Annotated in this window: 17 protein-coding genes; 6 read left to right on the forward strand and 11 right to left on the reverse strand. The window is 64.8% G+C overall.

Features of this window, described 5'->3' with window-relative positions; genetic code table 11:
* Positions 1-24: 24 nt before the first annotated feature.
* Positions 25-2,421 carry an ATP-binding protein gene (locus SO156_RS40435; RefSeq protein ID WP_498538685.1) on the reverse strand — a complete coding sequence of 799 codons (2,397 nt, stop codon included), beginning with the start codon at positions 2,419-2,421 and terminating at the stop codon, positions 25-27.
* A 337-nt stretch (positions 2,422-2,758) separates the two neighbouring features.
* Between SO156_RS40435 and SO156_RS40440 the strand changes: the two genes are divergently transcribed.
* Positions 2,759-3,472, forward strand: a complete 714-nt coding sequence (locus SO156_RS40440) for a substrate-binding periplasmic protein (RefSeq protein ID WP_498538686.1) — start codon at positions 2,759-2,761, stop codon at positions 3,470-3,472.
* 253 nt (positions 3,473-3,725) lie between these two features.
* The gene (locus SO156_RS40445) at positions 3,726-4,112 is read left to right on the forward strand and encodes a YciI family protein (RefSeq protein ID WP_498538687.1); all 387 of its coding nucleotides are present in this window, start codon (positions 3,726-3,728) and stop codon (positions 4,110-4,112) included.
* A gap of 3 nt (positions 4,113-4,115) precedes the next feature.
* Here the strand turns inward: SO156_RS40445 and SO156_RS40450 are convergent, their stop codons facing one another.
* On the reverse strand, positions 4,116-4,709 hold the full coding sequence (locus SO156_RS40450) for a TMEM175 family protein (RefSeq protein WP_498538688.1): 594 nt from the start codon (positions 4,707-4,709) through the stop codon (positions 4,116-4,118).
* A gap of 123 nt (positions 4,710-4,832) precedes the next feature.
* On the opposite strand from SO156_RS40450, the gene SO156_RS40455 reads away from it, so the two are divergent.
* From SO156_RS40455 to SO156_RS40465, 3 genes are all read left to right on the forward strand, one after another.
* Positions 4,833-6,896: an ATP-dependent helicase gene (locus SO156_RS40455; RefSeq protein WP_498538689.1), complete on the forward strand. Its 2,064-nt coding sequence runs from the start codon at positions 4,833-4,835 to the stop codon at positions 6,894-6,896.
* A gap of 47 nt (positions 6,897-6,943) precedes the next feature.
* Positions 6,944-7,189 (forward strand): hypothetical protein, encoded by a 246-nt coding sequence (locus tag SO156_RS40460; RefSeq protein ID WP_458149525.1) that lies wholly within the window; start codon positions 6,944-6,946, stop codon positions 7,187-7,189.
* 130 nt (positions 7,190-7,319) lie between these two features.
* A complete protein-coding gene (locus tag SO156_RS40465; protein WP_498538690.1) occupies positions 7,320-8,351 on the forward strand; it encodes an LLM class flavin-dependent oxidoreductase in 1,032 nt (343 codons plus the stop codon).
* Between the two features lie 8 nt (positions 8,352-8,359).
* Here the strand turns inward: SO156_RS40465 and SO156_RS40470 are convergent, their stop codons facing one another.
* Genes SO156_RS40470 through SO156_RS40510 form a run of 9 tightly spaced genes read right to left on the reverse strand, consistent with a single transcriptional unit; the run spans position 8,360 to position 16,511 of the window.
* On the reverse strand, positions 8,360-8,707 hold the full coding sequence (locus tag SO156_RS40470; protein ID WP_498538691.1) for a RidA family protein: 348 nt from the start codon (positions 8,705-8,707) through the stop codon (positions 8,360-8,362).
* A gap of 21 nt (positions 8,708-8,728) precedes the next feature.
* Positions 8,729-9,850: an NAD(P)/FAD-dependent oxidoreductase gene (locus tag SO156_RS40475; protein WP_498538692.1), complete on the reverse strand. Its 1,122-nt coding sequence runs from the start codon at positions 9,848-9,850 to the stop codon at positions 8,729-8,731.
* Entirely contained in the window at positions 9,847-11,265 is a 1,419-nt protein-coding gene (locus tag SO156_RS40480; RefSeq protein ID WP_498538693.1) for an FAD/NAD(P)-dependent oxidoreductase, read from the reverse strand. Before SO156_RS40480 ends, SO156_RS40475 begins: the two co-directional genes overlap by 4 nt.
* Positions 11,262-11,558 (reverse strand): (2Fe-2S)-binding protein, encoded by a 297-nt coding sequence (locus tag SO156_RS40485; RefSeq protein ID WP_458149520.1) that lies wholly within the window; start codon positions 11,556-11,558, stop codon positions 11,262-11,264. The genes SO156_RS40480 and SO156_RS40485 overlap by 4 nt, the downstream gene beginning before the upstream one ends.
* A gap of 32 nt (positions 11,559-11,590) precedes the next feature.
* A complete protein-coding gene (locus SO156_RS40490) occupies positions 11,591-12,727 on the reverse strand; it encodes an NAD(P)/FAD-dependent oxidoreductase (protein WP_498538694.1) in 1,137 nt (378 codons plus the stop codon).
* Between the two features lie 8 nt (positions 12,728-12,735).
* Complete coding sequence (locus SO156_RS40495; RefSeq protein ID WP_458149518.1) at positions 12,736-13,542, reverse strand: ABC transporter permease; 807 nt, start codon at positions 13,540-13,542, stop codon at positions 12,736-12,738.
* On the reverse strand, positions 13,539-14,432 hold the full coding sequence (locus SO156_RS40500) for an ABC transporter permease (RefSeq protein ID WP_498538695.1): 894 nt from the start codon (positions 14,430-14,432) through the stop codon (positions 13,539-13,541). Before SO156_RS40500 ends, SO156_RS40495 begins: the two co-directional genes overlap by 4 nt.
* The gene (locus SO156_RS40505; RefSeq protein WP_498538696.1) at positions 14,429-15,472 is read right to left on the reverse strand and encodes an ABC transporter ATP-binding protein; all 1,044 of its coding nucleotides are present in this window, start codon (positions 15,470-15,472) and stop codon (positions 14,429-14,431) included. Before SO156_RS40505 ends, SO156_RS40500 begins: the two co-directional genes overlap by 4 nt.
* A gap of 4 nt (positions 15,473-15,476) precedes the next feature.
* Complete coding sequence (locus SO156_RS40510; RefSeq protein ID WP_498538697.1) at positions 15,477-16,511, reverse strand: ABC transporter substrate-binding protein; 1,035 nt, start codon at positions 16,509-16,511, stop codon at positions 15,477-15,479.
* A gap of 272 nt (positions 16,512-16,783) precedes the next feature.
* Between SO156_RS40510 and SO156_RS40515 the strand changes: the two genes are divergently transcribed.
* The coding region (locus SO156_RS40515) for a LysR family transcriptional regulator (protein ID WP_498538698.1) at positions 16,784-17,273 on the forward strand (490 nt) is incomplete at its 3' end.

Here is a 17,273-nt window from a genome sequence, read left to right on the forward strand (position 1 = left end):
TCGTCTTCTGCGCTACCCGTTGGATCAATACGGCAGGCCGCCGGTCAGCACTTCGCGGATCTTCTGCGACAGCTCCAACTTCCGGTATGGTTTTCTCAGCAGCGCGATACCGGGATCGAGGTGGCCCTCATGCACGATGGCGTCGTCGGTATAACCTGACGTGTAGAGCACCCTCACATCGGGACGGCGCTCGCGGATCGCCTCCGCCAATTCCCGACCGTTCATGCCGCCAGGCATGATGATGTCGGTGAACAGGAGATCGAATTTGATGCCCTGCTCCACCAGCGCGAGCGCGGACGCGCCATCACTGGCAACGAGCGTACGATAGCCGAGACTGCCGAGCTGGGCGATCACATAGCCTTGCACCAGCGGATCGTCCTCGACCACCAGGATCGTCTCATGCCCGCGTGCAAGGCTCGGCGTGGCCACGGGCCCGGCCTGGCTCGCCGTTCGGCCGATCGAACGCGGCAGAAACAGCTTCACCACCGTGCCCCAACCCTCCTCGCTGTCGATCGCGACCGTGCCGCCGGTCTGCTTGGCGAAGCCGTAGACCATGCTGAGCCCGAGCCCGGTGCCGCGGCCGACCCCCTTGGTGGTGAAGAACGGCTCGAACACGCGGTCGCGGATGTCGGCGGGGATGCCATGACCGGTATCAGCCACCGCGATCATCACGAACTCGCCCGGCTCCATCTCGCGATCGCCGGACTCGCCCGCCCCGTCGAGCACGCGATTGGCGGTCCGAAGCGTAAGCTTACCGCCGCCTGGCATGGCGTCGCGCGCGTTGACGGCGAGATTGACGATGGCCGAGGAGAGCTGTGACGGATCGGCCATCGCGAACCACGCATCGTCGGCGAGCTCGGCGTCGATCTCGATGTGCTCGCCGAGGATCGGCTTGAGCAGCCGCGCGGTCTCGACCACGAGACCGTTGACGTCGATCTCCCGCGGATCGAGCGGCTGGCGCCGGGCAAAGGTCAGGAGCTGAGAGGTGATCTCGGCGCCGCGCGTCGCCGCGTCGTCGATGAGCTGCGCGATCGCGGCAAGCTGCGGCTTGTCCGCAAGGCCTTCCTGGAGGATCTCGATCGTCCCGGTGATGACCGTGAGCACGTTGTTGAAATCATGCGCGACGCCGCCGGTGAGCTGGCCGATCGCATCCATCTTCTGCGATTGCCGTAGCCGCTCCTCGGTCTCGTGCTGGTCGGTGAGGTCGGTGGTCGAGCCGCGATAGCCTAGGAAGCGACCATCGGCGTCGAATACCGGCCGGCCGTTGACGCTGAAATGCCTAATGCGTCCGGCGGCATCGCGGCCCCTATACTCGAACTTGCGGAACGGCTCATGGCGCTCCAGCGCCGCCATGTGGTCGCGCCATTTCTGCGGCTCGGTCTCCAGATCGATAGCGCCGTCGGGACGCCGCCTGCCGATCACGAGATCGCGATGCATCCCGAAGGAGCCCGCGCGATCCGAGATATAGGTGAACACGTGATCCGGCCCGGTTTCCCAGAACCAGTCGGAGGCGGTTTCCGCATAGTCGCGGAAGCGCTGCTCGCTGCGGCGCGCATCACCCTCGGCACGCCGCCGGACCTGAAGATCGCGCTCGAGGTTGACGTTGGCGAGCCGCAGATCGCCATACGCACGCTGCAGACTTGCGCACATGGCGTTGAATGCGTCGATCACCTTGTCGAGTTCGTCGACCTCGTGCGACGGCCCGCGCTCCAGGTGCAAGGGCGGCTGTGGCCGCGCCAGGGTGAATTTGCTGACGAACTCGGCAATGGCGACGAGGTGCCGGGTCACCAGCAGATGAAACATGTAGATGATGAAGAGCGAGACGAGGAACGTCTTGGCCGCCTGGCTCGCCAGGATGATCAAGGCTCGGTTCAGCAACTGCCTGTAGACGTCGGTCAGCGTCGCCTCGACGTGCAGCGTGCCGAGCCTGTGCTGCTCGCCTTGGATGACGTAGTCGATGGGATAGTCGCGGACCACCACCGCGCGGCCGCCGCTTTCGCCGACCGCCACGCGAAGCGGTTTCGGACGATCAGCAAATTCGCGGACCTCGACCGCCTGAATGTCAGGCAGTCGCATGATGCCGTTGACCTGGAGCTCGATCTGGTTCCTGTCGAGGCTCCAGAGGCTCTCGCCGAGGCTGCCGAGATAGCTGCGGCCGATCTCATTGAGCCGCGTCTCGATGATGCTCATCTCGCGATCGTAGTCGAGATAGAGCTGAAGTGCGGTCAGGGTCAGCGTCACGATCGACGAGAACAGCAGCACGGCGGCAAGCAGGCGCAGGCCGATGCCGCTGCGAAACCAGGAGAAGACGCGCGGCAGCGGGGAACCGATCGGGATCCCGATTCGTGGCAGATCCTCTTTCGCGGCCGCCGGCGCGATGGCGCGGCCGCGATTGGGATCGTGCTCACCTGTGTTGCCCATGCACCACTCCCCCGAGATGGCGACAATCCTGCGTCGGCCCGTTCCGGCCTGCCGCGATTCGACAGTTCGACCCCTCTGGAAGAGCCGACCTGCTCGCGCAGCCTCCTTGCTAGATCCTGGACGATTATTCGTCTGTGGGGGCAATTTTTGCGCCCAGCCGCAGGAAGCCTGCGCAAACTAGCACCATGCGTGCTAAAATGTCATCGGTGAAAGTGCGGAGTAGCCCCGCATCGCGGGTTGCGCATAGTCGCTGTGATTCGCAGGACCAAATACCATCCGCGGTAGACCGCACCGATTCATGAATCCGGTGGTAGCAAGGACGAGCGGGAGACGCCTCATGTGGCGGATATGTCTTATCGGCGCACTGCTGCTGTTCGCCCACCCCTCACAGGCCCAGTCGGTCATCCGGCTGGCGCGGATCGCCAACATCCCCGACCAGTATGTCGGCGGCGAGATGTTGCGCGTGGTCTATGCGCGGCTGAACATCAAGCTCGAATTCGAGGATGTGCCTGGCAAGCGCGCGCTCGCGCTCTCGAGTGCAGGCGAGCTCGACGGCGAGATCCAGCGCATCGGCACGCTGTCCAAGGAGTACCCGACGCTGGTCCGGGTCACACCCGCAATCAACTATATCGAGCCCGCGGTCTTCGCGACGAGGCTTCGTTTTGATGTCGCAGGCTGGGACTCGATCAAGGACTACAGCATTGGGATCGTGCGCGGCGTCGGCTCCTCGGAGAACGGCACGCATGGATTTGGCCGCGTCACCGCGACCACGAACCTGGAGAGCCTGATCCAGATGCTGGACGCCGACCGCTTCGACGTGATCGTCACCGACCTGTTCAGCGGGCTCGTCGCCGTGCGCAAGCTCAACCTGCAGGCACGGGTCCATCCGCTTTCGCCGCCGCTCGAGCGTATCGACATCTACCACTATCTGCACGAACGCCACCGCGACCTCGTGCCAAAGGTTGGAAAGGTGATCGAGGAGATGACCGCAAGCGGCGAACTCGCCAGATTGCGCGAGCAGCTCGTCAAGCAAGTGCTGAGTGAATCCTGACGCCTGCGCCGATCAGAGCGCGCGACGCCGCGCCTGCACGGCGGCACCGATCAGCATGCCGACGAACCTCGTATTCTTTGCGGCCATCCGTCGCGATCGCTGGAACCAACGTTCAAACGAAGTCGGACAATCGGGTTTCGGGACGGTTTCGTCGCTGGCGCGGTCGCGCAATATTTCCTGATCCGCGCTTGTCGGATTCATCAGCCGTCATACGTCCTTGAGCCGGCAACTGTGCCAAACAAGCGAGGTGACGATGCTCTACGCCATCCTGGCCTATCACGTGGAAAGCGAGGTCATGTCCTGGACGAAAGACGAGGACGCCGCCGTCATGACAGGGCTTCGCGAGGTTCAAGAGCCCTTGAAGGCCAAGGGACATTTCGGGCCGGCGGCGCGGCTCGACGAGACCGGGAAGGCGCGCACGCTGCGCGGCCCGGGCGCGGGCGTGGTGCTGGACGGGCCCTTTGCCGAAACCAAGGAACAGCTTCTCGGCTTCTACATCATGGAGTTTTCGGCCGAGGCCGGCGCGGTCTCCGCCGCGCGGGAACTGCGAAAGGTCAATCCGAGCGCGGTCTACGAAATCCGCCCGATCAAGCTTTTCCTGCCAGCCGATGGGTTTGGCGCGACCGCGGCGGACGGATGACTCTCAGGGGCTTCCGATCGGCGTCCCCTTGACGAACCGACGTATCAACAACGCGCCAAAGGCAAGAAACCAGACGAATTGCGCATATTCCGGCGTAACCGCTGCCACCAGCGTGCCCGGCAAGAACACCAGCACTGGAAAGATCGCAGGGAGGATCTCGTGAAGACGGCCGGCGCGGGACGCGCACCACCATAGCCAGGCATTGAGGCTCGCAATCGCGGTCAGATGCAGGCCATAGAGCACCGCGACGGCACTGCTCAGCCGGTAACTACCATAGAGTCCGTTGGTGACCGGCAGCAGGATGATCGAGAGCAGGAAGACGAGATTGAGCAGCACCACGCCTCGGCCGGCCTCGGGCTGGCGCGCAAGGCGACGATGATGACTGATCCAGAACACGCCGGCGACGACGAAGGTCAGGATCAGGCCCGCCACGCGCCCCGAATAGAGATGGTCGAGATCGCTCCAGGTCGGCGCCGTCTTGAGCTCGTCGGCCTTGGGCAGGCTATAGGCGAGCAAAGTCATGGCGACACCGAAAATGGTGTTGCTGAGCGACTCCAGCCGGCGCATCTCGAACTGGTCGGTATCTTGGTCGGTCATCTGGGGCGCACGAGGCTGGAACCAACGTCGAGCTTCTCCCCTAAATCCTAAATCGCGTCCCGTCCAGCCGCATTGCGGATCGCGGCCGGATCGCGGAATCTGCGGTTTTCACCGGGGCGATTCGTGGCGGCTAGGACATATCTGGACACGCTGAATGCCGAGCAGCGACGCGCCGTCGAGCATGGCGTGGCTGATGGCAGCACCGTCGGCGGTCCTCTCCTCGTCATTGCCGGAGCCGGCTCCGGCAAGACCAACACGCTTGCCCACCGGGTCGCTCATCTGATCGTCGCCGGCGCCGACCCGCGCCGGATCCTGCTGATGACGTTTTCGCGCCGCGCGGCCGCCGAGATGGCCGCCCGCGTGGAGCGTATCGCCAGAAAAGTGCTGGGTGAGAACAATGCGGCGATCATGCGCGACGCGCTTACTTGGGCCGGCACATTCCATGGCATCGGCGCCCGGCTCCTGCGCGAATATGCCGAGCGGATCGGCGTCGATCCCGCCTTCACCATCCACGACCGCGAGGACTCCGCGGATCTGATGAACCTCGTGCGGCACGACTGCGGATTTTCGCGAACCGAAAGCCGCTTTCCTGCCAAGGGCACCTGTCTGTCGATCTATTCCCGCTGCGTCAACGCCGAGATGGAGATCGAGAAGGTGCTCGGCCAGCATTATCCCTGGTGCGCGGGCTGGGCTTCCGAGCTGAAGCGGCTGTTTGCGACCTATGTCGACGCCAAGCAGGCCCAGCACGTGCTCGATTACGATGATCTGCTGCTCTACTGGGCACAAATGACGAGCGACGCACTGATCGCCGAGGAGATCGGCGGCCGCTTCGATCACGTGCTGGTCGACGAATATCAGGACACCAATCGGTTGCAATCCACCATCCTGCTGGCGCTCAAGCCGGAAGGCCGCGGCCTCACGGTTGTCGGGGATGATGCGCAGTCGATCTATTCGTTCCGCGCCGCCACCGTGCGCAACATCCTCGAGTTCCCGCAAAGCTTCTCGCCGCGCGCTGAGATCATCACGCTGGACCGCAACTACCGCTCGACGCAATCAGTGCTGGCGGCCGCCAATGGCGTGATCGGCCTTGCACGCGAGCGCTTCACCAAGAATCTCTGGACCGACCGCACCTCCTCGCACAAGCCGCAACTCGTCGCCGTGCGCGACGAGGCCGAGCAGGCACGCTACATCGTCGAGCAGGTCCTGGCCAATCGCGAGCAGGGCTCGCTGCTCAAGCACCAGGCGGTGCTGTTCCGCACCTCCTCGCACTCCGGCCCGCTCGAAATCGAATTGACCCGCCGCAACATCCCCTTCGTCAAGTTCGGCGGGCTGAAATTCCTCGACGCTGCGCATGTCAAGGACATGCTGGCACTGCTGCGCTTCATCGAGAATCCGCGCGACCGCGTCGCGGGCTTTCGCATCCTGCATCTGTTGCCGGGGGTCGGACCTGCAACCGCGCAGCGCGTGCTCGACCACATGGCGGAGAGCCCCTCGCCGCTTGCCGCGCTCTGCAAGCTTCCCGCGCCGCCGCGCACCGGCGACGACTGGACCGCTTTCATTCGCACGGTCGAAAATCTCAGCTATTCGGAATGGCCAGCGGACCTCGAGCGCGCTCGCCTCTGGTACGAGCCGCATCTCGATCGCATCCATGAAGATGCCGAGACGCGCCGCGCCGATCTCATGCAACTCGAGCAGATCGCAAGCGGCTATGTCTCGCGCGAAAAATTCCTCACCGAGCTCACGCTCGATCCGCCGAATGCGACGTCCGACCAGGCCGGCGTTCCCCTGCTTGACGAGGACTATCTGATCCTCTCCACCATCCACTCCGCCAAAGGCCAGGAGTGGAAGTCGGTGTTCCTGCTCAACGTGGTCGACGGCTGCATGCCGTCCGATCTCGGCGCCGGCACGAGCGCTGAGCTCGAGGAGGAGCGCCGCCTGCTCTACGTTGCGATGACCCGCGCCAAGGATGACTTGCATTTGATCGTGCCGCAGCGTTTCTTCACCCATGGTCAGGCCGCCTCAGGCGATCGCCGCGTCTACGCCTCGCGCACACGCTTCATTCCGGAAGCGCTCGTGCCGTTGTTCGAGCGGACGACCTGGCCGAAGGCGCAAGCCGGCACGGCGCGGACCGCGGCGCAGGGGCCGAAGATCGATATCGGAGCCAGGATGCGGGGCATGTGGCGCTAGCGCTGGCCGCGCGCACGAAGCCTCAGGAATTCCAAGGGAGCATGGAGATGACGACAGCAGGAAAGAACGCGATCAAGGCGGAGCTTGACGCGCTGCGGAAGCTCGCACGCGAGGTGATCCAGACGTCGAAGGGCAAGAGGCCCCTTCCCGTCAAGGACCAGCGCACCCTGCGCCAGCAGCAGAAGCGGGCCGTCGAGGCCATTGTCGCCGAAATCAAGGAGCTGAAGCAGTTGAAGCGCCGCGTTCTCCAGGCGCGCGCACCCGAGGCGATGGCGGAAAAATTCGTGCCTTGATGCGAGCGACGGCGGCGAATCGACAGGTATCGCCGGGTCGCGAAACGGAAACCATGCATTTCCTGAAGCGGTATTGTGACGGGGAAGCCGACGACTAGATGTCGAGCTGCTTTCCCCAGAGACCTGATCAATGACCGCACCGCTCGAATTCGGACTGGATACCTTTGGCGACGTCACCAAGGACGCAAACGGCACGGCGTTGCCGCATGCGCAAGTGATCCGCAACGTGGTCGAGGAGGCCGTGCTGGCGGACGAGCTCGGCATCGACTTCATCGGGCTCGGCGAGCATCACCGCGCCGATTTCGCGATCTCCTCGCCGGAGGTCGTGCTCGCTGCGATCGCGGCCCGCACCAAGCGTATCCACCTCGGCTCCGCCGTGACGGTGCTGAGCTCCGACGACCCCATTCGCGTGTTCCAGCGCTTTGCGACGCTGGACGCGCTTTCGAACGGCCGCGCCGAGGTGATCCTCGGGCGCGGCTCATTCACGGAATCCTTCCCGCTGTTCGGCTTCGACCTGCGCCGTTACGAGGAGTTGTTCGAGGAGAAGCTCGACCTGTTCGCTGCACTTCTGTCCCAAAAGCCGGTGACCTGGGAAGGCAAGCTACGTCCGCCGCTGAAGAACCAGCTCGTCTATCCGCCGGTCGAGCACGGCCAGCTCAAGACCTGGATCGGCGTCGGCGGCAGCCCGGAATCGGTGGTGCGCGCCGCGCATTACGATCTGCCCTTGATGCTCGCGATCATCGGCGGCGATCCCAAGCGCTTTGCGCCCTATGTCGAGCTCTATCACCGTGCCTACAAGGAATTCGGCCGCGCGGTGAAGCCGATCGGCGTGCATTCGCCCGGCTATGTCGCGGAGACCGACGCGCAGGCGCGCGAGGAGCTCTGGGCCGACTACAAGACCATGCGCGACCGCATCGGCAAGGAGCGCGGCTGGCCGCCGATGGGCCGCGACGAGTTCGTGCACGAGGCCGACCACGGCTCGCTCTATGTCGGCTCGGCCGAGACGGTCGCGCGCAAGATCGCCGCGACCGCGCAGGCGCTCGGCATCTCGCGCTTCCAGCTCAAATATTCCGCAGGCCCCCTGCCCCATGAGAGGCTGATGCGCAGCATCGGGCTCTATGGCGGCAAGGTGATCCCGATGGTCAGGGAGATGATGGGCTAAGGCTTCCCTCAGCCCTTGAGTGCGGTGACGACGACCTCGATCAGTGCGCTACCGCCGAGATCGGCGACGCCGACCGTGGCGCGCGCCGGCAGATTGTCGCCGAAGAATTCGGTCCAGACGGCATCCATCTCTTTCTTCTTCGACAGATCCGTTACGAAGATCGAGGCGCTGACGATGCGGGAAGCATCGCTGCCTGCCTCCTTCAGATAGCCTGCGATCTTGCCGAGGATGTTGTGGGTCTGCTCGCCCATCGACACGCTGGTGTCGTCGGCGATCGTGCCGCCGACGAACACGAAGCCATTGGCCTCAACGACGCGGTGCATGATCGGCGTGCGGATGTTGCGCGTGATGCTCATGAAGTCCTCTTCTTGTGTTGCTTAGGAGTTGGATGGGCCAAAGCGGTCGATGGCGAGATCGCCGATCCGGGTCTGGGTGCCGCCATTGACAATCAGCTCCGCCATGACGGCGCCTGCGCCAGGGCCGAGCTGGAAGCCGTGCAGCGAGAAGCCGAACTGATGGAAGAGCCCGGCATGGCGGGCGCTCGGACCCAGCACGGGCAGATCGTCCTTTGTCTTCGCCTCGATGCCAGCCCAAGCGCGCATGATGGTGGCATCGCGCATCACCGGAAACAGCTCGAACACGGTGCGGGCGCTGATGGCGAGGCTTTTCCAGTCCAGCACCGTCTCGTTGCGGTCCTGGTCCGGCGTCGCCAGATGTCCGCCACCGATCAACACGGTACCGTTCTTGAACTGCTTGAAGGACAGTTTGCGGCCACGCAGGATCACCACGGGATCGATGAAGTGTGGGACTCGGGAGGTGATCATCAGCATCGGCGCCACGGTCTCGACCGGCACCGGCTCGCCAAGCGTGGCGGCGATGCGCCCCGCCCAGGCGCCGGCAGCGTTGACCAGCACCGGAGCGGCATAGGTCTCAGTGCCGACATCAACGCGCCAGAGCCCATCCTCGCGGCGGACATTGCCTGCGGCCACGCCCTCGCGCACGGTGGCCCCGAGCTGCTCAGCCTTGCGCCGGAACGCCGTCGTGGTCTGGGCGGGATTGGCCGCGCCGTCGCGGCGCGACACCACACCGCCAGGACAGGTCTCGGCCACGGCAGGCACCAGCCGCCGCAATTCGGCGCCGTCGATCAGCTCCTCATGGGTGAAGCCGAGCGCGTTCAGCTCGGCAACGCGCGCGCGGCATGCCGCAAGCTCGGTCTCGTTCTCGGCGACCAGAACCTGGCCATGACTCTCGAAGCTGCAATCGTCGTCGAGCAGCTCGTTTATCTGCTCCCAGATCCCCATCGAGCGGATGGACAGCGGGATCTCGGCGGCGTGGCGCGCAAGCTGGCGCACGCCGCCGGCATTGACGCCGGAGGCGTGGCGGCCGGCATAGTCCTTCTCAATCAGCACCGGCTTCATGCCGGCGAGCGTCAGGTGCAGTGCCGTCGAGCATCCGTGGATGCCGCCACCCACGATGATGGCATCCGCAAGCTTGGTCATCCGCGCACCACCGCCTTGACGTCGTCTTCCGTCTTCGGCATCGCCGCGAGCTCGGCGAGTGTGATCGGCTTCACTGGCGCGCGCAGCCGGTAGTAGCCGATCTCCTGTGGGGTCTTGCCGCGAGCCTCCGCCATCAGCTCGGTGACGGTGAGACCGCACAGGCGCCCCTGGCACGGTCCCATGCCGGTGCGGCGATAGGCCTTGAGCTGGTTCGGTCCCGTCGCGCCGATCGCGACTGCGTCGACGATGTCCTTGGCTGTCACCTCCTCGCAGCGGCAGACGATGGTGTCGCCTGCGGGAATGCGGAATTGCCGCGCGGGACGAAACAGCGTGTCGAGGAAGGCGCGACCGCGCTCGGCTCTGGCGAGATCGGCACGCAGCGCTGCCATCGGTGAGAGCTTCGCGGCGGCTGCAGGCGCAAGCGCCTCGGCGGCAGCGCGCGCAGCGATGCGGCCGCGAACCACCGCGGCGTTCGCGCCGCCGATGCCGGCGCCGTCGCCGGCGATCGCGATGCCCTCGACCGAGGTGCCGCCATTGCCATCGAGCACCGGCGACCAACAGAGCTGAACGTCATCCCAGCGATGCTCGACGCCCGCCGCCATCGCGAGATTGACGTTGGGCACGACACCCTGATGCAAGAGAAGAAGGTCTGCAGGGATCGTCTCGCGACGGCTGCCTGCGACATAGCTCACGCTGGCAAGCCGCCCCTCACCGGACGCGGCCAGCTCTGTCACGCCGGTGACGACTTGCACCTTCGCCTTCACCTCGCGCATCATCGCAAGGCCCTTCGTAAAATAAGGCGACGTCACGAAGGCAAAGGCGTGAGGCAGCGCGGCAAGATAGTTCTTGCGCCCGGTCGTATCGAGAATGCGATCGATGCGACCACCAAGGCGCAGGATCTGCGCCGCGAGCAGCCACAGCAGCGGCCCCTGCCCCGCGATCACCGTGCGGCTATCGGGCACCAGCGCCGACGATTTCAGCATGGTCTGCGCGGCGCCTGCGGTCATCACGCCCGGCAGCGTCCAGCCCGGAATTGGAAACGGCCGCTCCAGAGCACCGGTCGCAAGGATCACGCGCCGCGCCTTGACGAAGGCAGACGCGCCGCCGGCCGAAATCGCGATCTCGAGATGACGATCGAGACTCCAGACAGTCGCGCGATGGATGATCTCGGCCTTGCTAGACCGCACTTCGCCGACGAGCTCGGCGCCCGCCCAATAATCGGCACCGAGCTGATCGCGCGCCGTGACCGGGGTCGACGCAATCGCGCGCCAGACCTGGCCGCCGGGCCCCGGGTTCTCGTCGATCAGCAACGTGGAGAGACCTGCCGCCGATGCGGTCGCCGTTGCGGCAAGGCCAGCCGGCCCTGCCCCGATGACGACGACGTCGTAGGCGCCGCGCAAAGGAGCCGCGTTCATCGGCCGATCTCCCTTTTGCCTTTCTGGATTTCGATCTGCATGCCCGCGGCGACCGGCACCAGGCAGCCCTGGCGATTGCCGACGCCATCAATGGTGACGAGGCAGTCGAAGCACACGCCCATCATGCAATAGGGCAGCCGCGGCGCGCCGCTCACCGCTGTCGCGCGGCGCACGTCGCGCCCCGAGGCGAGCAGCGCAGCGGACACGGTGTCGCCCTCGCGCGCCTCGACGGCAACGCCGTCGACGAAGATCTGCAACGATGGACGCGTGTCCTGGTCGGATCGTCTGAACATTGGATGCCCTCTTGGCCCCTTCTCTGAAGTCGCTAATAGCCGCTGTTGTTCGCTGCGCCCTCGCCACCGAAGCGGCGCGCCGAGAACGCGCCGACCAGCTCCGGCTCGAGCGCGCCGCCTGCGACCATGCGCGCGATCTCGAAGGCGTGGTTGGAGGCGAGCGTCACGCCGGAATGGCAGCAGACGACGAACGCGCCGGGATGCGTTTCCGACTGGTCATAGATCGGAAAGCCGTCCTGCGGCATGACGCGGATGCCGGCCCAGCTCCTGACGACATTCAGCCGCGCCAGATGCGGAAACATCCGCTGCGCGCGATCCGCCATCACCGCGCTGATCGTATGCTTCAGTGCGCGATCGTCGAGCTCGTCCTCCTTGCTGTCGCCGATCATCACCGTGCCCTCGTCGGTCTGGCGGATGGTGGTGAGGGGATGCGGCAGGAATGGCATGGTGCGTTCGGTCACCACGATCTGGCCGCGCGTCGGGCCCATCGGCGCCAAGAGGCCGACCATCGGCGCCAGCATCTGGTTGGCATTGCCCGCGGCAAGCACGATCTTGTGGGCGCGGATCTCGCCTTGCGGCGTCGTCAGGCTGAATTCGCTGCCATTCCTCGTGATCCCCGACACTGGTCGCTCCGGGAAATAGTCAACGCCGAACGCCTTGAAGCCGGTATGGAAGGCCCGGAAGGTTCGCAGCGAATTGACGTGGCCGTCGAACGGACAGAAGCTGCCGCCGGACACCTCCGGGCCGATCAGCGGCAGCATCTTCTTCACCTCTGAGGCCCCCAGCATCTCCATGCTGTAATCGGCCGCGCCAACCTGGTTGTGCATGCGCGCGACGAGTTGGGTCCGCTGCTCGTACTCGTATTCACCGAGCGTGAGGTGAAAGCCGCCGTTCTGCTGGAGGCAGACGTCGAGGCCGGTCTGGTCCTTCAACTCGGCGGCGAGTCCGGGCCAGGCCTGCGACGCGCGCACTGTCCACACGGTGTAAGCGGGCATGCCGAGCCCCTTGCTCTGCACCCAGACCAGCGCAAAGTTCGCGCGCGAGGCGCGCTTGGCGATGTCTCCCTCGTCGAGCACGGCAACGCTCTTGCCGAGCCGGCCGAGCCCCCAGGCAATGGCGGAGCCGAGCAATCCGCCGCCGACGACGGCGACGTCATATTCCCTGTGCATGCGTTCTCCTATCGCCCGGGATCGCTCTTGCCTGCGAGCACGCGGTCGAGCCCGTAGAAGCGGTCGAGCAGGATGAGGGCAGTCATGGTGACTGCGATGACGCTCGCTGAGACGGATGTCACGAGCGGATCGATGTTGTCCTGGATATAAAGGAACATCCTGACCGGCAACGTTTCGGTGCCTGGCGCTGCAAGGAATACGGTCATCGTCAAATCGTCGAAGGACTGGATGAAGGCGAGCGCCCAGCCGCTGATGACGCCGGGCAGGATCAGCGGCAGGGTCACGCGGCGAAACAGCGTGAAGCCGCCGGCGCCGAGCGACACCGCGGCCATCTCGACCGAACGGTCCATACCGGTCGCCGCTGCCAGCGTCAGGCGCAGCGCGAAGGGAAACACGACGATGACATGGGCGATCAGCAGCGCCGCAAAGGTGCCGCCGAGCCCGAGCGAGGTGAAGAAGCGCAGGAAGGCGATGCCGAGCACGACATGCGGGATCATCAGCGGCGACAGGAATAGCGCTGCCAGCGCATCGCGGCCTGGAAATCTGTAGCGCGCAATCGCGAGCGCCGCCGGCACTGCGAACAGCAGCGCGACGAAGGAGGACACCATCCCGAGCCCGAGGCTGACCCAAAACGCGTGCACGAATTCCGGATAGCTCGCGATCGTCCTGAACCAGCGCAGCGAGAAGCCGTTGGTCGGCAGCGAAAGAAAGCCCTCGGGCGTGAAGGCGACGAGGCAGACCACCACGATCGGCGCCAGCATGAAGACGACGAAAAGCGTGTGGAAAAGAAGTGCGAGCGGTCCGTTCGTCCTCATCGAAACACCTCGGCATAGCGGCGCTCGATCAGCGCGTTGCTGCCGACGACGATCAGCGCCAGCGCGAGCAGCAGCAACACCGCGACGGCCGCACCAAGCGGCCAGTTCAGCGTGTTGAGGAACTCGTCATAGGCGAGCGTCGCCGCGACCTTCAGCCTGCGACCGCCGATGATCGCCGGCGTTGCGAACGCGCTCGCCGACAGCGAGAACACGATGATCGCGCCTGACAGCACGCCGGGCATGATCTGCGGCAGGATAATGCGGCGGATGATGGTGAAGGCGCTGGCCCCCAGCGACATCGCGGCGTTCTCGATCTGCGGATCGACGCGCTGGAGCGCGGCCCAGACCGACAGCACCATGAACGGCATCATCACATGCGCAAGAGCGACCACCATGCCGGTCTCGGTGAACATGAAGGGCAAGGGCGCGCGGATCACGCCGAGCGACATCAACAGCTTGTTGACGAGGCCGTTATTGCCACCGAACAAAAGCGCCCAGCCGAGCGTGCGCGCCACGACCGAGATCAGAAGGGGCCCAAGGATCAGGAGCAGGAAGATGCCCTTCCAGCGTCCGCTCATGCGGTTGAGGATGTAAGCCTCGGGCGCGCCAAGCACAGCCGTAATCAACGTCGCAAGGAGCGCGATACGGAAGGTGCGCCAGAACATCTCGGCGTAATAGGGATCGCTCGCGATCTCCTGCCAATTCTTCAGGATGAAGACCGGCTCGATCCCCTTGTACTGGCCCCAGTCGTGAAACGAGAGCATCACGGTCATGACAAGCGGAATCACCAGCACGCCGACGAACAGCATCAGCGCGGGCAGCGTCAGTGCCCAGGGCGCGCGTGTCTCTGAGGACGCAGCTTGCGTCGAGGTGTCGGTGGCGGCGGTCATGCAGCGCCTCCGCCCGCCCGCAAGCTCATGTCCTCCACGCGCCAAGCAAGACGGACTGCCTCACCTTCGCCCGGTTGCGGCGTACCGTCATTCTGCCGGATCACGATCGCGGGCCCGCATTCGGTGTCGCACTGGAATAGCCAGTGATTGCCCTGGAAAATCCGCGTGATGATCTTTGCCGCGAGCCCCTCGCCGGCAAAACTGATCCGCTCGGGACGAAGGCTGATCGTTACCGCACCGCTCACGCCCGCCGGGGCCGGCGCTTGCCAGGAGCCTGCGACAAGTCGCGCCGGCGTGGCCGTGCGATCGACGATCGCGGCGAAATCGTTGGTCTTGCCGAGGAACTGCGACACGAAGGCCGATGCCGGCTGCTCATAGGTCTGTTGCGGCGTGCCGATCTGCTCGATCTTGCCCTGGCTCATCACGACGATGCGGTCGGACAGCGACATCGCTTCGTTCTGGTCGTGGGTGACGAGGATCGTGGTGGTGCCGATGGTGCGCTGGATCTGGCGAAGCTCGATCTGCATTTCCTCGCGCAGCTTGGCATCGAGGTTCGACAAGGGCTCGTCAAGCAGTAGCACGCTGGGCTGGATCACCAGCGCCCGCGCCAGCGCCACGCGCTGCTGCTGGCCGCCCGACATGCGCCGCGGATAGCGCTCCTCAAAACCCGCAAGCCCGACCATCGCCAGCGCCGCGCGGACGCGCTCCATGCGCTTGTCCCTGGGTACGCCGCGCATCTCCAGGCCGAAGGCGACGTTCTCGGCCGCGGTCATGTGCGGAAACAGCGCGTAGCTCTGGAACACGATGCCGAGGCCGCGCTTCGCCGGATGCACCTTGGTCAGATCGCGCCCCTCGAGCCGGATCGCGCCACGCGACGGCTCGAGGAAGCCCGCGATCATCTGGAGCGTCGTGGTCTTGCCGCAACCGGAGGGACCGAGGAACGAGATGAACTCGCCCCTCTCCACCGCAAGGCTGAAATCGTCGACTACGGTTTGCGAGCCGAACTGCTTGCCGACGCGATCGAGCTCGAGGAAGGCCATCGCGTTAGCGCTCGACCTCGCGGTTCCACCGCTTGGTCCATTCCTCGCGCTTCTCGTTGATGACGGTCCAGTCGGGATTATAGAGCTTCGCCGCGCGCTCACCGATCGGCGCCATCTTTCCGAGTTCCGGCGGCACGACGAGCGATTTCAGCACCGGCCCGTAGCCGTAGTCTTTGAGCATGATGAGCTGGATGTTTGGATCGAGCAGCTTCTTGATGAAGCTTACCGCGAGTGGCGACGCATTGGGCTTGGCGATCGGACAGGCGGTGGTCAATAGGGTCGCCGCACCCTCCTTCGGGTAAACGAAGTCGACGGGGAAGCCGGTGTTGGCAAAGCTCTGCACGCGCCCCGTGCCCCACACCGCGATGACGGCCTGGCCGGACTGGAACAACTCGGTCATCTTGCCCGGCGACGGTTCATAGGCGAGCACGTTCGGATTGATGTCGTTCTTGAAGATCTTGAAGCCCGCATCGACATTGGCTTCGCCGCCGCCGTTCATCTTGGCGAGCATCACCAGTGCCTCCAGGCCGTAGGTGTTGTTGATCGGCGGGATGACGAGCTGTTTCTGGTACTTCGGATCCTTCAGATCGTTCCACGAGGTCGGCGGCGCCCAGCCTTTCTCCGCAAAGACCTTTGTGTTGTACATTAGCCCGGTCGCGACGAGGCCGATCGCAACGGCACGATCGTCCTTGAAGCGCGCGGCGTCATAGAGATCGGCCGGCAGGCCGTCGAGCTTGCCGCAGAAGCCGAGTTGGATCGCCTGGTACATCGGGCCGTCGTCGACAATGGCGACGTCGATCTGCTGATTGCCCTTCTGCGCCTGGAGTTTTGCCAGCGTATCGGTGGAGTTGCCGGCGACGTATTCGACCTTGACGCCGTTCTCCTTCTCGAAATTCGGGATCACCTCGTCGCGGATCGTCTTCTCGAACGAGCCGCCATAACCGGCGACGTAGAGCGTCTTTTGCTGTGCCGAGACGACCGACGGGGCCGCGGCGAGCGCCGCGATGCTGACCGCTGTCAGAAGGCTGAGAGTCTTCATAAAGGACCAATCTCCAATACCGGGATGAGGTGACGTGTCGACGATCAGACGACCGAAGCGCGCCCGCGTTCCCTTCGGCGCAAAATCCCGATCCGAACAGGGCTCCGGCCCCTGCTCGCGGGTTTTGGTGCGATCGGCAGGCTTTAGGCCGCGATCTGCCGAAAAAGCGGGCTGTCTCCAGCGCTGATGAAAAAGATCGCAGAACAATACTTCCATCGTCCAATGAATAATGGCACCATCTACATGCCGAAATGTTATGAACAGGGGACGGGATGGCGCGGATCAATTCGCGGCAGGTGGAGGCCTTCCGCGCGATGATGCAGACCGGCAGCGTGACCGAGGCCGCGAAGCTGATGGTCGTGACGCAGCCGGCGGTCAGCCGGTTGCTCCGCGACTTCCAGGCGCTCTTGAAGATGGAGCTGTTCGAGCGGCGCGGCACCGGGCTGGTGCCGACTGCGGCCGCGACGGCGCTTTACACCGAAGTCGAACGGTCCTTCGTCGGTCTCGAACGTATCACCGCCGCCGCCGAGGAAATCCGCGGCCGCCGCACCGGCTCATTGCGGATCGCCGCGTTGCCGGCACTCGCGAACGGCTACCTGCCGCGGCTCGCCGGGCATTTCCTGAAAGAGCGGCCCAACCTCAACCTCGCCTTCTTCGGCGTGATCTCGCCGATCGTGGTCGACTGGGTGCTGAATAATCAATGCGACATCGGCTTTGCCGAGGTGCCGATTGCGCACTCCGGCCTGCCCAGGCTGCGCCTGC

This window comes from Bradyrhizobium sp. UFLA05-125, assembly GCF_059803515.1.